The organism is Actinomyces sp. oral taxon 169 (assembly GCF_013394715.1).
In the GTDB taxonomy this organism is placed as follows: Bacteria; Actinomycetota; Actinomycetes; order Actinomycetales; family Actinomycetaceae; genus Actinomyces.
In genome coordinates this window covers 825,410-844,606 of the sequence record NZ_CP058259.1, presented here as the reverse complement: position 1 = coordinate 844,606, position 19,197 = coordinate 825,410, and the positions used below count along the sequence as shown (strand labels likewise).

Sequence of the window (19,197 nt, the reverse complement as noted above, 5' to 3'; positions counted from 1 at the left end):
TTGTCGCTCCTCACTCACGAAAAATGGACCTTGACCTGTCGATGGACTTGTGCCACCAGCGTTTTCCGCTCATCACGGTTCCTGGAATCTCTCCAGTACCCAGACGCGGCACTGGCTCCGGACAACGAGACGACTCAAGCCCTTCTGTGACATCACAACCTTCGCTCTCGTGTGCCTCCTGCGTTCCGTCATTGATTGAATTCCGAAGTTGATCAGCCAGTTCGTCGCTAGAAGACACAAGGTAGTCTGCACCAACACGCCACCTCGGCCTCCCATCAGCCATCACACTCCGCAGGTAGCCAATAGGAAGACCAGGAGTGGAACGAATCGCGTCAAGCAGCCGTCTTTCGTAAACCTTTAGCATCGCACCCGATCGTTGACTAAGGCGCAGTTCGACTGGCGAAGAGCGGGAACTCGTCTTCTGAGCAGGATATGTATTAGATGCATGTTCCAGTATTACGTTGGCATTAACGCCACCCAAACCAAAAGAGTTTACTGCAACCCTTAGATCGTTCTTGCCTGGTTGCTCCCGAGGCTCAGGACTGATAACAATGCCCGTTGGCAGCCCTTCCCCCGTGATAAGTGGAGACTCTCCCATCACCTGGGGAAAGCATATACGCTGCTCCACCATCAAGACGCATTTGAGAAGTCCGGCAAGGCCGGCAATTGAATCCAAGTGTCCGATGTTACCAGCGAGAGAACCGACTCTGAGTTCGTTGGATCGCCCCATACTCTGATAGGCTCTCGATATAGCCGCTAGCTCGATACGGTCAGCCAGTTCGACACCACAAGCGTGGGCCTCTACATAATCGATCGACTCGCGGTCAACGCCACCCGCCATCATGGCTTCAACCATCACGCGTTCTTTAGCTGAGCGTTCGAATGACCGGATTCCCGGATAACTTCGCCCATCCATATTGGTTGCCGTGCCAAGTATTCTCGCGCGGTGTGGAGCCCCACGTGTCTTTGCATCAGACTCTCTCTCTAGTATGAAACATACTGCACCATTGCCCACCACAGTACCGTCTGCCCGCCTATCAAATGGGAGGCAGCGTCCCGAACGTGAAGCCTCCTTATAAAGGGGGAACTGCGGTATCTTGATAGAGGCCCCGCATACGATAGCCTTATCACACTCGTGGTTAAGCAAGGACTCCACTCCGAGGTGAAAGGCGACGAGCCCGCTGGATGAGAATGACTCAAGTGCCAGTCCTGGTCCATCGATTCCCAGGGCGTGCGATAGTCGTGCTACGAAGCCGCTCCAACTGTGAATGTTAAGGAGTTCCGCGAGCCGATCACTCCCAACTGTATGTGAACTCATGAGGCCGAAAACATAAGTGGACGGGGTGGATCCGACGAACAAGCCCGCGCCGGGTACGCCTCTGGAGGGATCGGTGTTAGAAGATTCAAGCGCGTTCCATACAATTTCCATGAGCACGCGCTGCTGCGGGTCCAAGAGCTCTGCCTCGTGACCGTCGATGTCGAACATTTCGTTCTCAAATCTATCGATGTCAGTCAGGATGGCCGCCGCTGGTGCCGACGGCACGTCTGCCCAAGGAAGTCCTGTGACGTCGTCCGCCTGGGTATCCCGAGGCTGACTACGTATGTTTACCCTAGCAGAATGTAGCATGGCATACAACTCATTGTACGTCTGTGCTCCTGGAAGCCTAAACGCCATACCTGTGATCAGTACACTGTCCATTCTTCTTCAGTCTTCCTTCCATTCTGCATCTGCCCGCATCTGAGCCAGACGCGTCGAGCGAGCTGCGCGTCGAGCACTGCCTCTTCGGGAGCCCTCCTTCACACTTGGGATGTTGCCATGGATGTTTGAACCGTTCTTTTTCGCCCACTCAGTTATGTCACGAGCAGTTCGATACGAGTACATATCACCCGGATTCAGTTCAATACCATATGAGTCGCTTAGGTCTGCCGCAACCTGAATAGCGAGAAGAGAATTGCCTCCCATATCAAAAAAGTCGTCATTAAAGCCCAAGCTGGGTACGCCCAGGATTGACCTTAATACCTCTAACACGGTGTTATCTAAGTCTGCCGAATCTACATTTGAGAACTTGTTGCATCGGCCACCCCCCTGTTCGAGGCTATTATTAAGCAGCTGAGACAACGTCATTCGTGAGCTGGCGTCGATCAACTGCTGTAGCGGCCTCGTCGATACAATGACACTTCTTGCCTCAAGCTTCAATGCCATAACCATTGCAGCCCATCCTTCATCGAACGACAAACCCATTCTACGTCGAATTTCGCTTAAACGGCGCCCAACAGCACTGTCCGCTACATTGACGTCAGCGGCAAGCCATGCATCCCACTTCCACTCGTCCCAGAAGATCGTTTTCACAGGAAGATCTGTATAGGTCTCCCCAATGGCGGCCATGCACGAATTAGCGGCAGCGTAAATCGCTTGTCCAGGACCCCCACCAGTTATGCAGGCAAGCGAAGCAAACTGTACGATCCACTGAACGGAGTCTGAGTTCTCCAAGCCACGTACCGCATTGAGCAAGTTCAGCGTTCCGAGCACCTTTGCCGCCATAACCCTGCCATATTCCTCCTGTCCGGACGCATGCACTAGAGCACCTCCAGGAACGCCTGCTGCATGAACAATACCGCAGAGATTTTCGAGACTCCCTGAACTGAAGAGACGGGCCACGGCGTCCTTGTCCCTGATGTCGCACGACACGACTTCGACATCCGCTCCGTATGCTCTCATTGTCTGGATGGCCGCGCCAATCCGGTCGATGCGACTGCTCTGTATCTCGTCGCACGACGCCCAGGTTCCGTCTGGACGCTCAATGATGTTTGCAGAATCTCGTCCCACGAGAACTATTTTCCTGGCTCCTCCCTCAGCCAGTCTGATCGCCATCTCGATTCCAAGCCCTCCAGTGCCTCCTGTTACTAGGTACACGCCCCCGTCGCACTCAATCCTAGCGTCACCTCCATTTACATTACATTCAGCACCACTACCTGTAATCGCAGTTTCCTTCCACGAACGGCTCCATGCCTCTGAGCAGCGGACAACCAAATGCGTTGATTTGGATGTTTCGTTTTCCAGCCAGGCCGTCGTCATGAAAGCATCTAGATCTCCCTGATATCTGTCCAGGTCGATATACCTCGTGGCGCAGCCTTCTAGTTCGAAAGACATACCTTTGAGTAGGCCTGCAAGCATGGCGCGTACGGGGACGCGTCCTCCTGCATCTCCATCTTGGCTCAGTCCGTCGGTGGCCAATACTGTGACTCGAATGTCCCCCTTCGCCCGTCGAGTCGCTAGCCACGCAGCAATCGCGGTTAACGAATAAGGCCCCTGTGCAAGTTCCTCGTCGTGTGGATGGGCATCACCGTACGACCAACAATGCAGAATGTCATCAATCTCGATGCCAGCTACAGTCAATGAACGCAACGTCGTGGTGAGCCCAATTACCACGTCGTTTCGATCAACTTCGAAATCCGTCGCACTTAAACTGCGCGTAGAATCGCCAACCATAACAGTGCAGGGGCGTAGCCCTGAAAGGCGCTGGCAGTCCTCGACGATCTGCTGCGCCACCGTACGATCCTGCGGCAGGAGAAGTAGTACTCGTCTTCCTTCTAAGGTCCGGCACGAGGTAGAACGAAGCATCGCTACACGATCCCATCTGGGCTCATAAAACCACCGCGGCCAAGGTCTCCGGACGATCTGCTCTATCTCGTTCAGAGGATCTTCTACATTAGAATTTGCAATATCCGCATGCCCCATCTCCACATCGAACGCAGGCGCATCGATCCAATGCGGCGCACGATTGAAAGGGAACGTTGGCAGTGCGATCCGGTGTCCGTCACAACTAAGTAGGCGAGACGACGCAATGTCCGTTCCACGGAGCCACACCGCCAGCAGTCCGCTACGAAGCGGATACCGTTTGTACCCGATCCAGTCCCTGCTAGGGAAGACGGTTAGGATCGTACTATCACCTTGATGCACATCTGGACTTGCAGTGCTGCTGACTCTAGCCGTGTTATCAGCGTCATCGGATTCGTAAGTAGCACAACCAGTGCATACGTCAACAGCTTCGCTATAACTGTTGATTCTATCCTGGCACCACCCGCTGTCGCCATTATGTGTCCAACGCCTCCAGCCGTCAGGCCGGTCGGTTCCGCAGTCTGTCTGGTCCACGGAAACATCAGGGTGGCGATCCAGAACATATGCAAAGGCATCCTCCCACTCCATCTCACCAAAATAAATGGACGCAGCCAAATTTCCCGGCCCTGCAGCAAGCACAGTACACAGCGGAACGCCTGCATCTACCAGCATGTCCAGAACCATGTAGTCAATCAGAACACTCAAGATATACTGCTCCGCGCGGCCCAGAGGTCGTGATTCAACGCGATGACCTCTCGGGTCATCCAGGAGTTCCCTAATCAGCTCCGGCGCATCGGTCATGCCCCGTCGATCCGCCTCTTGTACAGCCGCAGCCAGGCCCGAGGCATCGACAAACGGGGGAGTAAGAGCTTCCTCTAATGCAGCTGTCACCCTGCCTAAGCCTCCATCGAGCACCAAGACGACCTTATCTATGTCTGAGGCAGGATCCTTCCTACTTTGTGGAGCTTCAACCGCTACCTTGAGCTCTTCCAGCAACTCGCTGGTTGACGAAACTACCCATCCTGCTCTCAAAGACCAGTGATCACGACCATGATTCAACGTGAACGCTATATCGTCCAGACGTGCTTGGCTCGAACTCAAGGTATTTTCAAGCTGTGCTAAGAGCAACTGGAGGCCGTCCGAAGTAGTTGCAGACACCGTAACGATATGGGGAGAATCTATCTCAGGCTGCCGTTGCATCTTAGGAGCCTCTTCGATGAGCATATGCGCATTAGTGCCCCCCATACCGAGCGAATTGATCGCAATTCGCATAGGTTCTCCCGCGCCCACCCACGCACTTTTCTCTACCATGAAATCAAAACATACTGTCTGACTATCCAAATGCGGATTTGGGGCCGAAAAGTTAATCAAAGGAGGAATGATCCTGTCGCGGACCATCTGCACGGCCTTGATAAGACTAGCAATACCCGATGCTCGATCTAGGTGACCAATATTGGGTTTTACACTCCCCAAAATGCAGAGCCTACCCGTTCTTCCACTACCATATATCCGTGATAACGCCTCATACTCGATCGGATCTCCGATCGCCGTCCCAGTTCCGTGTGCTTCTATATATCCCACCTCGTCCGCAGTGCACTGAGCATCTTTCAGAGCTTTCTGGATCGCCTCAACTTGCCCCTGAACACTGGGCGCTGTGAAGCCTGCCTTCACAGCGCCGTCATTATTTACAGCGCTACCTCGTATCACCGCAAGAATATTGTCGTGATCTTTTACAGCATCTTCGTACCGCTTGAGGAGTACAATTCCCCCACCGTCACCGAACACTGTTCCCGATGCCCGCCTGTCGAATGCACAGACCTTGCCGTCGGCACTCTCCATACTTCCATTCTGATAAATATATCCGACATGGTCCGGTACTCTAATAGACATGCCGCCAGCCAGCGCCATGTCGCACTCCCGGTCACGTAAACTACGTATTGCCTGATGTGCTGCCACCAAGCCGGTCGAACAGAACGTCTGAACCGCAACACTCGGCCCTGTCAAATTGAGTCTATAGGACACCTTTAACGGCAAAGCATCCTTATCGTTTGTAAGCTCCACCTGATAGTCGTTCATTTTATTGCGAACGCCACTATTTGGCATCAAATTATTGAGCAAGTACGTACTAATATTCGATCCAGCAAACACACCTGTAACACAGTCCGTGCCGTGCGCTGGATACCCCGCACTTTCGAGAGCCTCCCATGCCAGTTCCAGGAAAATTCGCTGCTGAGGGTCAGTAATTGAGGCTTCAAACGGTGATACCCCGAACGCTTCCGCATCCCATTGCCGAATATCACGCAAAATTGGCCGCCTATTTATATAGCGTCCTCTCGCCTTGTCTACCGAAGAACGTGTCGAACCACCCTGGCTGCCGTCTTCGGGGAACTCACTGAAGGATTCGACGCCTTCAATAAGATTCTTCCAGTACTCGTCCACCGAATCCGCGCCAGGAAACCTACACGACATGCCAATGATAGCTACACACTGCTGCTCATTCGGAATCGTCCTTCTAGGCGTTAACTCACTGTCCAATTCTTCACGATAATCAGACGTAGAAGTATCCAAGCCCCGAGCCACCTTCTCCGAACTCAGATCGCTCAATATCTGGTTTCCCGAATACCGCCCCTCGACTCCAGTTGACATATCCGGACTCTTACCGAGCCTTTCTTCTACCATTTTTGTCATTCGAGAGATAGTCGGGGATTCGTATAGCGACGCGATCGGCACAGAGATATTAAAATCTCGTGAAATCGTCTCGACTAACTGGACGCCCACAAGGGAATTTCCTCCGGCATCAAAAAAATTCACGTCGTCGCTGGGAGAATCTTCTCCCAGCGCCTCGCTCCATGCTCGCCGAACTGTGTTGCGTATCGATGAAGTAGACAGAACCGTATTGCGAGGACCACTGCGGTGATCCGATACACCAGGTTGTACCACACTCTGCCTGGCGTTAGAGATAGCGCCCAGCCTGACGCTGCCATGAAGCCGACTCGTCATGTCACCTGCCGACACCATCACAACTCGATGCTCGGAGGCCAACGCAACGAACAGAGCCTCCACGGCCTCGGGACTGCCCAATGCATGCTGCCGTCTAATGTTAGCTGACGCATCGTTTTGGGGAAACTCAGGCTTAAGAGTATCTCTCCACGTATCCCACCCAATAGCTAGGACTCTGTTGCCAGTGGGCTCAGACTCGGCCAGTGCTTCGAGATACGCATTCGCAGCAATATATCCGCTGAATCCTAGCCCACCTAATAACGTAGAGATGGAAGACATCAGCACAACTGGACAGCCTGGCAGATCATCCTTAAGTATTGACAGCAGACAATTCGTGCCAGATACCTTTGCTTCACTATTCTTTCGTGCATTTCGTTGATCAGAACTGATCAGGAAGAACTCCGAGGTTTCCGTGCTGCCAGCGGCCTGGATTACAAGATCGACAGAACCCAGTTCAGACCTCGCCCGCAGAAGCGCAGCCCGAATCGAGGCAACATCCAGAACGTCGCCTTCTATTCCACATAGTCCGGGGTACTGCTGATTTGTCGTATCGAGCCAGCGTAGTCTTTCGGCATGCGTCGCTCCTTGCCGTTCTACCTCCGTCCACAATTGACCTGGTCGGCCACCTAACCTTCCGATTACGGCTACTCGGCACTGCGGAGCGTGTCTTCTGAGCATCTCACCTGCCAGCGCCCGCCCTACGCGGCCGAGACCTCCTACGATAGCAATATTCCGATACTGCCTTACATCCGGTGTGTCACAACCTCGAGCCGCCCGTCCCATGCCAAGAGGGTCCAAGTGACGGACAAAGCGTCGATTCCCTTCGTAACGCACGCACGGAGACACATCCCCGACCGAAGGTAACTCTATTTCTTTAGCAACAAGTTGCGCCACGTAGCGTGCGGCCATTTCCAACGGTACGCCATCAACAGCTGCCTGCTCAAGGTCAACGAGTCGGCAGATCACATCTGGATGCTCCTGATGCGTGCAAAGGAGTGGGCCTAACGCGGCACGAGACGATGGGCGGACGGGCTTTCCCGTCCGGCTTGAAAACGCATCAGGCGTCAGGACCAATAGCTCCAGCGGGGCGCAATTCAGTACATTTCTGCAAAGATTCCGTACATCCAGATAATTCGCCTCAAAGTCCTGGCTCGTTCGGCCACTAGTGGGGTGCTGCAATGCCCGTATGTCCACAACAGTTGACCTAGCAGTCGATGCGTACCCGGCTTCAAAATTCGTTGCCACGCGCATTTTGGCACCTTCGATCACGTCGCTCAACGAGTCCTCACGATCGGACAAGTCCATATAACGTTCAACAACGCTTCGCGACGGAAGCATGTCTGCCAACATTACCGCTACTAACTCGCCAAACTCGTTGTCGGCACCCACTAGGACTACCGCCTCTGGCCCCCGATTCGATTCTATTTCGACGGAATCTGATTGTGTCCATCCCGGAACCAACAGCTCGACGTCAGGACCGGCGATCCGGCCGCCGTCCATGGACGCACTATCGCTCTGAACGCTCGCTGGCCCGGAATCTCCAGAAGGCCACAGTCGTTCCTCATCAAATCGGTATTGGGGCAACGAGTACGGAGTAACATCTATTCTTTCCGTCACGTCAACGTCGAACCCCTTCATCCATGCACGCCACAAGGATTCCTCATAGATACCGTCGTCTTCGGTAATCTTGTCCATCTGGGTACGCATCGTTCGAAAGCATGTTGCTTTCTCTTGCCGACTGAAGACAACCTGCATCGCCATGCTGCCAATCTCGCCAGTTCCCATGTCGAAGAAACACAAAGTCCTTTCTGAAAGACTAGCTGCTTCGGCTGCATTCTGCACACTTCTCGCAAAATCTACAGGCTTGCATGCGTGTTCAGTCCAGTATGTCTCACCGAGAGCCTTCTTCGATTTCAGACATTCCCCTGAAAGTCCAGCAAAGATAGGTACACGAGAATCCTGGTAGGAAACTTTCGCACACGCCTGACGCAATTCCGAACCAACTTCACTTCCAATGATACTTGAATGCATAGGTAAATGAGTCGGGATTCGGGAAACAGCGATGCCAGCTTTTCGAATAAGCGATTCCGCTTCGTCAGCCATTTTTTCAGATCCCGCGACCACAGTTGCGTGCGGACCCGCCTTGATAACCACTTCCCCCACTGGATAGCTGACAATCCTGCTCAAACGATTATAGTCGGCCGCCGCAACAAGCATGTATCCATCAGATGCGGTCTCTAGAACCCTGGCTCTCTCGCATACCAAACGGACACCGTCCTCGATCGAGAAGACGCCCGCCCATGCAGCCGCACTAAGTTCGCCAATGCTATAGCCGATGACCGCATCTGGGGTTATCCCATCATACTCCCACATTTTCGCCGACGCATATCCGGCACAGAACGCCAGCAGGTGTGTGGCTAGAGTAGACTGTGGCGAGTCCTTCTCAGACTCTCTAATCCCCAGAATCGCAGCAATATCGACTTCGGGTTCTAGGATACGCCCAGCTTCAACGCACTGGTCAATGGCCTGTCTGAAACCTGGATGTGCTTCATACAGTATTTTTATGGACTGTTGATTGTCATGTCCGGATCCAGGAAACACGAATACGCCGTAAGGCGTTCTCTGTCTCGAGGCCCGAGTGTCCATCACATCGGCATCGGTAAGCTCGTGGAGCGCCTGGACAAGCTCATCCGCACGGCGACCAGCGACAACTGCTCTGTGACTTAACGACTCACGATACGCCTTGAGCGTCTGACTTATCGCCGAAATCTGATCATCATTATTTTCTATTTCTGTAGCTAGCACTTTTGCATAGTCAACTAGACTAGAAGAAGTAGCTGCCGATAAAGGAATAACGGTATCACCCGACCGGCAAACGGGAGATTTATCGCGTAGTTCCGTAAGAGCAGACGTCTTGCCGCCATCACCCCCCCTACTCATTCTCGTGACAAAAGCGTCAACATTACACAGAAGAACGTGGCTGTTAGTTCCGGACCACCCGAAAGAACTGATGCCAGCAACACGTCCAGATTCACTCACGGTGTCCCAGGGAACGGCGTTCAGCGGTAGAGCAAAGTCGCGAGAGTCCCAGTGAATTCGCGGATTGGGTGTTTCATAGTTTCGATTTGAGGGAATCACACCCTGTTTCATTGCAAGGACGGTTTTAATGAGCCCTGCCATCCCGGCAGCGCCAGCCAAATGTCCAATATTCGTTTTCACTGCACCTATATACAAAGGTGACTTTCGATTGATACCATAAGCCTCAGAAAGCGCATCTATTTCTATAGTGTCACCAAGCACAGTTCCAGTCCCATGAGCCTCAACATAGTCGACCTCCCATGGGTCAACACCTGCTGAGGTTAACGCACTGTTGATCACAGCAACCTGCGCTGACCTATTCGGTGCAGTAATTCCATTGCTGCGCCCGTCCTGATTCACGGCTGACCCCAGAATGACGGCATCGATTCGGTGCCCGTTCCTTACGGCGTCCGACATTCTTTCCAAATAGACAGCCCCACAGCCCTCGCCTAAAAGAAACCCATCGGCCTTGGCGTCGAACGTCCAGCACCGTCCGCTGGGCGAAAGCATCCGCATTTTACTACCCTGCCGGAGTGAGTCTGGGTGAAGCACAGCGTTCACACCCACGACGAGAGCATTGCGACAAGAACCTTGCTTAAGATTCTTGATGGCAATATCTAGGGCGACAAGCGACGACGAGCAGGCTGTATCCACCACCAGACTGGGGCCCTGCAAGTTAAGGAGATATGAGATTCTACCGGCTGTAACACTAGCTGACGTCCCTAGTGAAAAATATGGGTCATCTAGTGCATCTTCACCAAGCTTTTCTCTCAGCACCGTCGCATATTGCGATAAGGCCATCATTCCAATAAATACGCCCGTATTTAAAACTTCATGTTGATCCCGCACGACGCCCGCGTCGTCGAGGGCCTGTCTTGCTATCTGCAGCGCAATCCTTTGCTGCGGATCCATAAAAAGTGCTTCGCGATAAGACAGCCCAAAATATTTTCGGTCGAAGCTAGTCATCCTCTCGACTGGAGCAATCTTATTTGTGTAGGACGTTCCAGGATGACTCGAGTCCGTGTGAACAAGTCTAATACTGTCCCACCGCTCACTTGGCACCGGCTGGGAAATCGTCTCACCCTTGATTAGGAGATCCCAGAAAGCTTTTACGCCGTCTGCTCCCGGGAAGCGCGCAGACATCCCAGTAATACATACGGGATCTTCATCATTTATGGCATTTTGTCTGATATGCAGTCTTTTCTTTGCAGGTAACGCGTCTATCCTTTCATCATTGTTACACTCTCCTGTGTCGATGTAATCCGCTAGCCCCTCGATAGTTCGGATGTCATACAAAAGAGAGGTCGGAATCTCGATCGACCATATGTCTTCAATCTCTCCCATGATCTGCATCATCTCGGTCGATTCGAGACCGAGATCGCTGAGCGGAGCCAGACTGTCGATTTCTTCTTCGGCGCAGTTGAGTTGCTTCGCAACCCTTTGCACCAACCACACTTTAGACTGGGGATTCCCATTGGGCTGCCGCCATTGCTGATGTTTATGCATGCGATTGATACTAGCGCTGAGGTTGCGTCTAGTCAATGGACTGGTAGATTTGTTTCGGATCCTGACATAGGTCATCCCACTTCATCTCAGCCCCACCGTTGTTGACGAGATGTGGCCGGGAGTCGCAGAGTCGGTCGGTGAAGACGGCCGAGCGTTGACAGGTGTGGCGTGTCGTTGAGACGGGGCGCGAGTCCCGTGGAGAGGATGAGTGTTGTCTAGTCATCCTTTCGGCCTGGGAGCTTGCGTCGATGTCGTCCTCCACCGCGTCTGCCCTTCGCGTCGGTCTCTGAGCAGTGTCCTTAGGAACGTGACTGACCCTTGTGACAGAAGCGGCGCCTGTCACAGCCTGTTTACGGTCCGGTCCCTTGCGGCTACCGGGGGGGTGCCCTTATGTGGTGTGTCAAGCGGCGGCGGGTAGTTTCGTGGCTGGTTGTGGGTCGTAGAGGGCTCCATCTCGGATCATGGCGTGCAGGGTCAGGATGCGGCGGTGGGCCAGGGCGAGAACGGCCTGGCCCAAGGCGGTTTGCCTTGGTCGCGTTTGCGCTGGTAGTAGGCCCGGGAGACGGGGTCGGAGCGCAGGGAGGCGAAGGCGGAGGGGAACATGGCGCGCTTGAGCCTCTTGTTGCCGCCGTGGGAGACGCGCCTCGCCACGGATCGATGAGCCCGATCTCCTGGTCACTGGTGCCAGACCGGCGTAGGAGGCCAGCTGGGCGCCGGTGCCTGGAGGTCCTTGCCCAGGGTCTCGGCCAGCAAGGACGGCGGCGGCCGGGACCCATGATCCCGGGCACGTGTGGTCAGGACCTGGTAAGGAGGGTGGGCCTCCACTAGGGCCTCGACCTGGGCGGCGACATCGGCCCGCTGAGCGTGCAGGGCGATGAGCTGCCTGGCCAGGTGGGGCAGCACCACTGCTGCGGCGTCGGTGCCGGCGACCACCACGCTCTGGTGCTCCAAGGCCGAGACGATCTGGCCGGCCCAGGTTGTGTGGCGTCTGCACCCGTGCTTCTTGAGCCTGGCGTCGATCCTTGCCTTGCCTGCGTGTTTCAGGTCGGCTGGGGTGGGCCAGGCGGCGACGGGCCTCCAGGACGGCGTCGTGCTCTAGCCAGGGCCTCACTACGGCCTCGAGGGCTGGGCGGGGTCTTGGGTGAACGACTGGCCCCGGATCCGGTTAGCGCTCTGGTTGACCTGGCGGGCCAGGTCCAGGTCGAAGCCAGTCAGCATGCTCAGCGCCGCGGCCTCCTCGTCTGAGGCGTTGATGGCTCTCAGGGTGTGGGGCATGCTCCTGGCCGCGCCGGCGATGACGGCAGCGTCCTTGGCGTCGGTCTTGGCGCTGCCCGGTGTCAGGTCGGCGATGCGTCGCATCGACAGTCCGGGCAGGTAGCCCACGGTGATGCCCATGTCCTGGGCCACTGCCACGGCCAGGGCCCCGATGGTTGCGGGCTGGTCTACTACCACCAGCAGGTTCCCGTGATCGGCCAGCTTCTCGTAGAGAGCACGCAGGCGCTCCTCATCGTTGGGCAGGGCCTTGTCGAAGACCTTCCGCCCGTCCCGGCTCAGGGCCGTGGCCCAGTGCTCGCTCCTTGCCGACGCCCGGTGCCGATGAAGACCTCGATGTCCTCGATATTCATCTTCGTGCCGCCTCTCGCTGTATGGGTGCGGGGCCAGCCGGTGGACAGGCTGGCCCCCGCACCCACGTATGCGTTAGACCTCACACACTGCGGGCCGTTCCCCTTATCAGCGGTCACCAGTGCCCGGCTGCCGCAGGTGACTTTCGCCCCCGGATCATCTAAGGACAGGGGCAAGACAACCGTGCCCACAACAACTGGCCCAGCCCCGGACCACCCGGGACCACCAACAAGGTAACGGGCGCCCATGGGCTGTCGTTACCTGACGACGCTATGGGAACACGCCACCGACCTGGCCGGAGCCGACCTGGAAGCCCTGAGGCTGGAGACGGGCGTCGGAGCCGACCATCCGCCGGGTCCTGCGGGACCTGGACCCCACAGAGTGAATCGCCCCGGGTTTGATGGAGGCAGTGATGACACAGAAGGATCACTGTCATGGGACTCAAGGAAGTACCCCGATGAGCTGCGCGAGCGAGCCACGAGGATGACGTTGGAGGCACTGGCTGACCCGGCGCGGGCCAAGGGCGCGATCCGCAGGATCGCCGACGAGCTGGGTGTCCACCCCGAGGCTCTGCGCACCTGGGTCAAGAAGGCCCAGATCAACCAGGGTACCCGGCCCGGCACCACCACTGACCAGGCACAGCGGATCAAGGAGCTGGACAAAGAGGTCCGAGAGCTGCGAAGAGCCAACGCGATCCTGAAGAGCACAGTCGGCTTGTCTGTCGCTGCGGAGTGTGAGCGGAGCGCCCGTCCCGTTGATCTGCCGGTACGTCGAGACCAAGAAGGAGGAGTTTGGGGCCTGGCCGATCTGCAAGGTGCTCACTGGTGCCGGAGTCAAGATCGCCCCGAGCACGTGACTTACGCCCGCCGTAGCCGGCCTCCTAGCGTCAGGAGTCTGCGCGACGAGGCCCTCAAGGCCGAGATATCCAAGGGCCACAAGAACCAGCTACTCGGTTCTGGGGGCCCGCAAGATGCACGCGATACGGGGCCGGCCCGAAATTGCCGAGCGTCACGGTGCTGGTCACGTGGCCCGGTGCACCGTCGAACGCCTCATGGGTGACCTGGGCCTGCGCGGCGTCAGACGCGCCAAGTCCACGTGCAGCGCGCCGCGAGAGCAGTGCCCGGCCGACCTGGTCAGGCGCCACTTCGAGGCGTTTGCCCCGGGTGGGCTGTGGGTCGCCGACATTCCCCCGCAAGCGGGAGGTGCCCCCTCCTATGTACGCGCCTTCTCTGGGTGGGTCTATGTGGCTTTCGTGACCGACGTGTACTCGCGGAGGATCATCGGCTGGCAAACCTCCACGAGCCTGTACACAGACCTGGCTCTGGACGCCCTGGAGATGGCCGTCTGGCAACGAAAACGTCAGGGGGCCGACCTGACGGGCCTGGTGCACCACCTGCGACCGCGGCGTGCAGTACAGGTCTACTCGCTACGGGGCTGCCCTGGCCGAGTGCGAGGCGGTCACCTCGGTGGGGTCGAAGGGCGACCTCCTTTCGGCTTTACTCTGGCCGAGGCTCTGAACTCCTTGCACAAGGCCGAGCTGATCCGCAACCAGGGCCCTTGGGAGGACATCGACGCCGCCCGTGCTCGCCACCGCCGAGTGGGTCCACTGGGCGGGCACCATTCGCCCTCACTCCGCCATCGGTATGCGAAACCCAGCCGAGCACGAAGCCGCCTGGGCACCCGACACCCACCGCCACGAACGATCACAACCGGCAACCGCCGGCACCAGATAAACCAGCCTCCACAAAACCCGGGGCTTGACACACCTGCGGCGACATTGCCCTGGAACGCATCACCAACCCCGTGAAGTCCATCAACGCCCGCATCCGCGACGCCCTGCGCCACCACCGCGGAGCCACTCCCGACCACCAGGCAGCCATCGCCGAGTGGACACTACACACCTACACCCATCAACCAGCCACCCCCGAGCAGATCCTCACCACTTGGCACACCCAAGGACGACCCCCACGCCAACGCATCCCCACAACCCCAACCATCACCAGCACCACCCACCCCGCCGACTGGGGCACCACCCCCACACCACAAGAAGGACTATGGCCACGCAAAGGCTGGGCCGGACACACCCACTAACCCCACGACACGCCGCCTAAAGCACCACGTTCACGCCGATAACCCACACGCCCCGACCTGGCGGTTCAGGTCGGGGCGAACGGCTCCCACATGACAAGAGTCTGCTGGTGCCCGCGGGGGCCGGTGGTGCGGGAGGATCAGGCGGCGGGCTCCACCACCTCGCCGCGACGCAGCACGGTGACGGGCCGCAGCTCCGCGTCGGTGACGACGACGTCGGCCCACAGGCCCGCCCGCAGCGCCCCCACGGTTGGGTCGCCGAGGATCTGCGCGCCCTGGACGCTGGCGGCGTAGACGGCGTCGACCAGGTCGACTCCCCCCTGCCAGGTGGTGCGCACGACGTCGATGAGGTGGGCGGTCCCCCCGGCGATCGCGCCGCCCTCGGCGAGGCGGGCAACGCCGTCGGCCACGGTGACCGGCTGGGAGCCGAGCACGTAGTCGCCGTCGGCCATACCGGCCGCCGCCATGGCGTCGGTGACCAGGACGACGTTGTCGCGCCCCAGGGTCTCGAACATGTCCAGGACGATGGCGGGGCTGAGATGCACGCCGTCGCCGATCATCTCCAGGACGCACTCGCCGCGCTGGGCGGCCGCCAGGAACTCGGGCACGGGCCCGGGCGTGCGGTGGTGCATGGGGCGCATGCCGTTGAACAGGTGGGTGGCGGTCGAGCGCGGGGCGCGGACCGGCTTGCCGGCCTCGAGGCGCTCGGCGATGCGGGCGGCGGCATCGGCCAGGGCGGCGCGCACGGGGGCGGCCTCGGAATCGGTGTGCCCGAAGGAGGGCAGCGCCCCTCCTTCGATGAGGGCCGCGTTGACGCCGTCGTCACCGGTGATGCCGGGCTTCTCCGGGGCGATCGTCATGGTGACGACGTGCCCGCCGCCGAGCTCGATGAGCTCACGGGTCAGGTCGGCGTCGGGGTCGATGATGTAGGTGGGGTCCTGGGCGCCGCAGCGCTCCACCGAGACGAAGGGCCCCTCGAAGTGGATGCCGGCGAGCTCTCCGGCCTCGCACAGCCCCGCCAAGACCCGGGTGCGTGCGCGCAGGACCTCGGGGGCGGCCGTCACGCAGGAGGCCACGAGCGAGGTGGTGCCGAAGCGGCGGTGCTCGAGCACGGAGACCATCGCCTGCTCGGCGGTCTCGGCGTTGGGGAAGGACTCGCCGCCCCCGCCGTGGCAGTGGACGTCCACCAGTCCCGGCAGGAGGTAGCCGCCCTCGGGTGCGGCCTGCGCCTGCTCGACGGCGTCTGCGAAGCCGGCCCGAGCGGCCTGGTCAGCGGGCCCGACCCACGCGATGTGGGCTCCGGACAGAACCACCGCCCCGTCGTCGATAATGTGGTCGGGGGTGACGACGCGTCCCCGCAGTGCGCGGACCTGCATGGCTTCGTTGCTCATGAGTCGGATTCTGTCACCACTTCAGACATCAGACAACCTCCTTCGGGGCGTCTCCTCCCCCACACTGCGCGGGTGCGATCCGGCTACGCTCCACTCAACCGGCCAGGCGCTGCTCCATGCGGGACACGGCCCGGTTGACGTCGCGCTCCACGCGGGCCGACGGCGCCGCCCCGCCCTTCCACAGCAGGCCCTCCCCGACCGGCCGCACGGCGACGAGGCGGCCGCGGTCCACCAGGATCGGGCGGAACATGCCGTTGCTCGCCGGGCAGATGAGGCGTTCGCCGTCCTCATCGGTGAGGCAGGAGCGGTCCTTGTAGCCCACGTGCAGCTCGTCGAAGGAGCCCAGGAAGTGGGTGGCCTGCGCTGCGCTGCGGTGGGCGGACAGGAGGTCGGGCAGGTCGGCGCGCATGTAGAGCAGGCCGGCCTTCGGGGCCGACTCACCGGGGCCGAGCGGGCGCAGGCCTCCGCGGGCCCCGCCCTCGGCGACCGCGCGCACGAGCGGGACACGGCTCCCGGCCGGCTCGCCGGCACCCTCAGGCCCGGCCGTGGCCGGCTCCTCCCCCAGCTCGACGGCGTCCTCCAGGGCGCGGGCGGCCTGCGTCTTGGGCAGTGTGGTCCAGCGGGCCAGGTCCTCGGCGCTGACCGGGCCGTGGCTGGCCGCGTAGCGGTAGGCGATGTGCGCGCAGGCGGCGCGGTGGCCGGTCCCGCCGTGGGCGACGTCGGCCCCTGCGGGCCCGGAGTCGGCGTCGGGCAGGTCGCGTGCGTCCATGACGAGGTGCTCGTTGCCGGACCGCGGCCCCTGGACGAGGATCCCCTCGCGCTGGAGGCGCACTAGGAGGTGGCGGCGCCGGTAGGAGGAGACATCCTCGCCGCGGAAGGCCTCCATGAGGCCCGCTTCCTGCCAGGCCGCCAGCAGCACCGAGCGCATCAGCGGGCCCTGGTCCTCGATGAGGCCCAGGGCCACCTCGGCGGCGCGCTCGCACAGGGCGGTATCGACGCCGTAGTCGGCCTCGCTGCGCCGCACCCAGGCGTCGGTGCGGTGCATGAGGGCGGCCCGCAGCCAGTGGTGATCGGCGGCGGCGGTGATGTGGACGGTGCCGCGCATGGGCCAGGAGCGCACCAGGTCGCCTCGCGCGAAGGCGGCCTCGACGTCGGCCGGGGTGGCGGCCGGGGCGCGCACGAGCAGGGCGTGCGGGACGGCGGAGACCTGCTGGCCCTGGATGGCGAGCTGGCGGGACACTGCCGCGACGACGTCGGGCGCGACGGTGGCCGGGATGAGGCCCTGGGAGATGATGCGGGCCAGGCTCACCTCGGTCGGCAGCGGCGCGGAGGAGGCGCGGGTGGCGGGCACGGCAGTCTCCTCAGAACAGGCGGGAGCTCGGGTCGTCCATGCCGCGCATGGCGTCGTAGTCGAGGGTGACGCAGCGGATGCCGCGGTCCTCGGCCAGGACGCGGGCCTGGGGCTTGATGGTCTGGGCGGCGAAGACGCCCTGGACGGGGGTCAGCAGCGGGTCGCGGTCGAGGAGCTCGAGGTAGCGGGTGAGCTGCTCGACGCCGTCGATCCCGCCGACGCGCTTGATCTCCACGGCCACGGAGCGGCCCTCGGCGTCCTTGGCCATGATGTCGACCGGGCCGATGGCGGTGGGGAACTCGCGACGCACCAGGCGGTAGCCGGCGCCCAGGACCTCGATCTGCTCGGCCAGGAGCTCCTGGAGGTGGGCCTCGACGCCGTCCTTGGTGAGCCCGGGGTCCACGCCCAGCTCGTGGCTGACGTCGGAGATGGTCTCGAAAAGGCGGATGACGAGGCGGTCGTCGGTCTTGGTGGCGCTGACCTCCCAGACCTCGCGCACGCCGTCGGTGGCGGCCTCCTCGTCCGGCTCGGTGACCGCGAGGCGGGCCGGGGCGCTCATCCAGTTCAGGGGCTTGTAGGAGCCGCCGTCGGAGTGGATGAGGACCGAGCCGTCGGCCTTGAGCATGAGCACGCGGGTGGCCCGGGGCAGATGGGCGTCCAGGCGGCCGGAGTAGTCGACGGAGCAGGAGGCAATAACGAGGCGCACCCGCCCACCCTAGCGGGGCGGGCCCGACCTCGGCGCGACACCGGGGCCGGCGGGCCTGAGCATCGTGTCACCCATGGGAACCATCGGCCGCGATCATCATCTCGTCCGAGCGCGGATGAGTCAGAACAGCCTGGGCTGCTCGGGGGCGGCGGACTCCACCCAGGCGACCAGCGCCGAGTGGGACTCCTCCATCATGGCCAGGTCGAAGCCCTCAGGGCTGCGGGTGGCGTCCACGCAGTGCACCTCGACGACGCGCCCCTGCTCCCGGCGGCGCCGTGCCTCGGAGAGCTCCAGGTTCAAGCGGCTCCATGAGCGCGACGGCCTGGTTGAGAAGGACACGAGTCGGTACCACTCCAGGGAGTCGAGCTGGAAGGAGGCGACCCCGCTCAGCCAACGCTGCGCCCCGCGTGGACGCAGGGCGCACTCGAAGGAGCCGACCTGCCCGGCCAGGTAGCGCAGACGCAGCAGGAACCCGCCTGCCAGCAGCACGAGGACGGTGACGGCAATCGCCACGACCATCCACACGTGCTGCCCCATGACTCAGGCCTCCGCGCCCTGCTTCACGTGGTCGGCGGCGATCGTGATGACGTCGTGGTCCACGGAGCAGAAGCCGCCGGACACCTCGATGCTGCACGTCTCGCCGTCGGTGGGACTCAGTCGCACCAGGCCGGCCCCCAGGACCGCCACGAGGGGCTGACGACCCGGCAGGATCCCCATCTCCCCGTTAATCAGGGGCACGGAGACCTGCGTCGCCTCACCGGTCCAGGCCTCGCCCGCCGGCGAGACCACCTCAACACGTAAGGCCATGTCCCCCTCCTTTCCTGTGCCCGGTTCT

10 protein-coding genes and 1 pseudogene are annotated in these 19,197 nt (G+C 60.1%); 3 read left to right on the top strand and 8 right to left on the bottom strand.

Annotation, left to right across the window (positions count from 1 at the left end; translation table 11 throughout):
* Positions 1–10: 10 nt before the first annotated feature.
* The 3 genes and pseudogenes from HW274_RS03580 to HW274_RS03570 form a co-directional block, all read right to left on the bottom strand.
* Entirely contained in the window at positions 11–1,699 is a 1,689-nt protein-coding gene (locus HW274_RS03580) for a polyketide synthase (RefSeq protein WP_185989192.1), read from the bottom strand.
* A gap of 6 nt (positions 1,700–1,705) precedes the next feature.
* Positions 1,706–11,203, bottom strand: a complete 9,498-nt coding sequence (locus HW274_RS03575; RefSeq protein ID WP_185989191.1) for a type I polyketide synthase — start codon at positions 11,201–11,203, stop codon at positions 1,706–1,708.
* A gap of 400 nt (positions 11,204–11,603) precedes the next feature.
* Positions 11,604–12,828, bottom strand: a pseudogene (locus HW274_RS03570) (IS110 family transposase).
* 244 nt (positions 12,829–13,072) lie between these two features.
* Between HW274_RS03570 and HW274_RS12975 the strand changes: the two are divergent.
* The 3 genes from HW274_RS12975 to HW274_RS03555 are packed head-to-tail and all read left to right on the top strand — an operon-like array spanning position 13,073 to position 14,917.
* Positions 13,073–13,885 carry a transposase gene (locus tag HW274_RS12975; protein WP_396027386.1) on the top strand — a complete coding sequence of 271 codons (813 nt, stop codon included), beginning with the start codon at positions 13,073–13,075 and terminating at the stop codon, positions 13,883–13,885.
* On the top strand, positions 13,797–14,633 hold the full coding sequence (locus HW274_RS12970; RefSeq protein ID WP_390882782.1) for a DDE-type integrase/transposase/recombinase: 837 nt from the start codon (positions 13,797–13,799) through the stop codon (positions 14,631–14,633). Before HW274_RS12975 ends, HW274_RS12970 begins: the two co-directional genes overlap by 89 nt.
* A complete protein-coding gene (locus HW274_RS03555) occupies positions 14,630–14,917 on the top strand; it encodes a hypothetical protein (RefSeq protein ID WP_185989188.1) in 288 nt (95 codons plus the stop codon). The genes HW274_RS12970 and HW274_RS03555 overlap by 4 nt, the downstream gene beginning before the upstream one ends.
* Positions 14,918–15,054: 137 nt before the next feature.
* Here HW274_RS03555 and HW274_RS03550 read toward each other — a convergent pair whose 3' ends face one another.
* The 5 genes from HW274_RS03550 to HW274_RS03530 form a co-directional block, all read right to left on the bottom strand.
* The gene (locus tag HW274_RS03550) at positions 15,055–16,290 is read right to left on the bottom strand and encodes an N-acetylglucosamine-6-phosphate deacetylase (protein WP_185989555.1); all 1,236 of its coding nucleotides are present in this window, start codon (positions 16,288–16,290) and stop codon (positions 15,055–15,057) included.
* A 109-nt stretch (positions 16,291–16,399) separates the two neighbouring features.
* Entirely contained in the window at positions 16,400–17,656 is a 1,257-nt protein-coding gene (locus tag HW274_RS03545) for a DNA glycosylase AlkZ-like family protein (protein WP_185989187.1), read from the bottom strand.
* Positions 17,657–17,666: 10 nt separating this feature from the next.
* Positions 17,667–18,362, bottom strand: coding sequence for an endonuclease NucS (nucS, locus tag HW274_RS03540; protein WP_185989186.1), 696 nt, complete (start codon positions 18,360–18,362; stop codon positions 17,667–17,669).
* A 120-nt stretch (positions 18,363–18,482) separates the two neighbouring features.
* Positions 18,483–18,899 (bottom strand): DUF2550 family protein, encoded by a 417-nt coding sequence (locus HW274_RS03535; RefSeq protein ID WP_003789544.1) that lies wholly within the window; start codon positions 18,897–18,899, stop codon positions 18,483–18,485.
* 3 nt (positions 18,900–18,902) lie between these two features.
* Positions 18,903–19,169, bottom strand: coding sequence for a F0F1 ATP synthase subunit epsilon (locus HW274_RS03530; protein WP_185989185.1), 267 nt, complete (start codon positions 19,167–19,169; stop codon positions 18,903–18,905).
* Positions 19,170–19,197 lie beyond the last annotated feature (28 nt).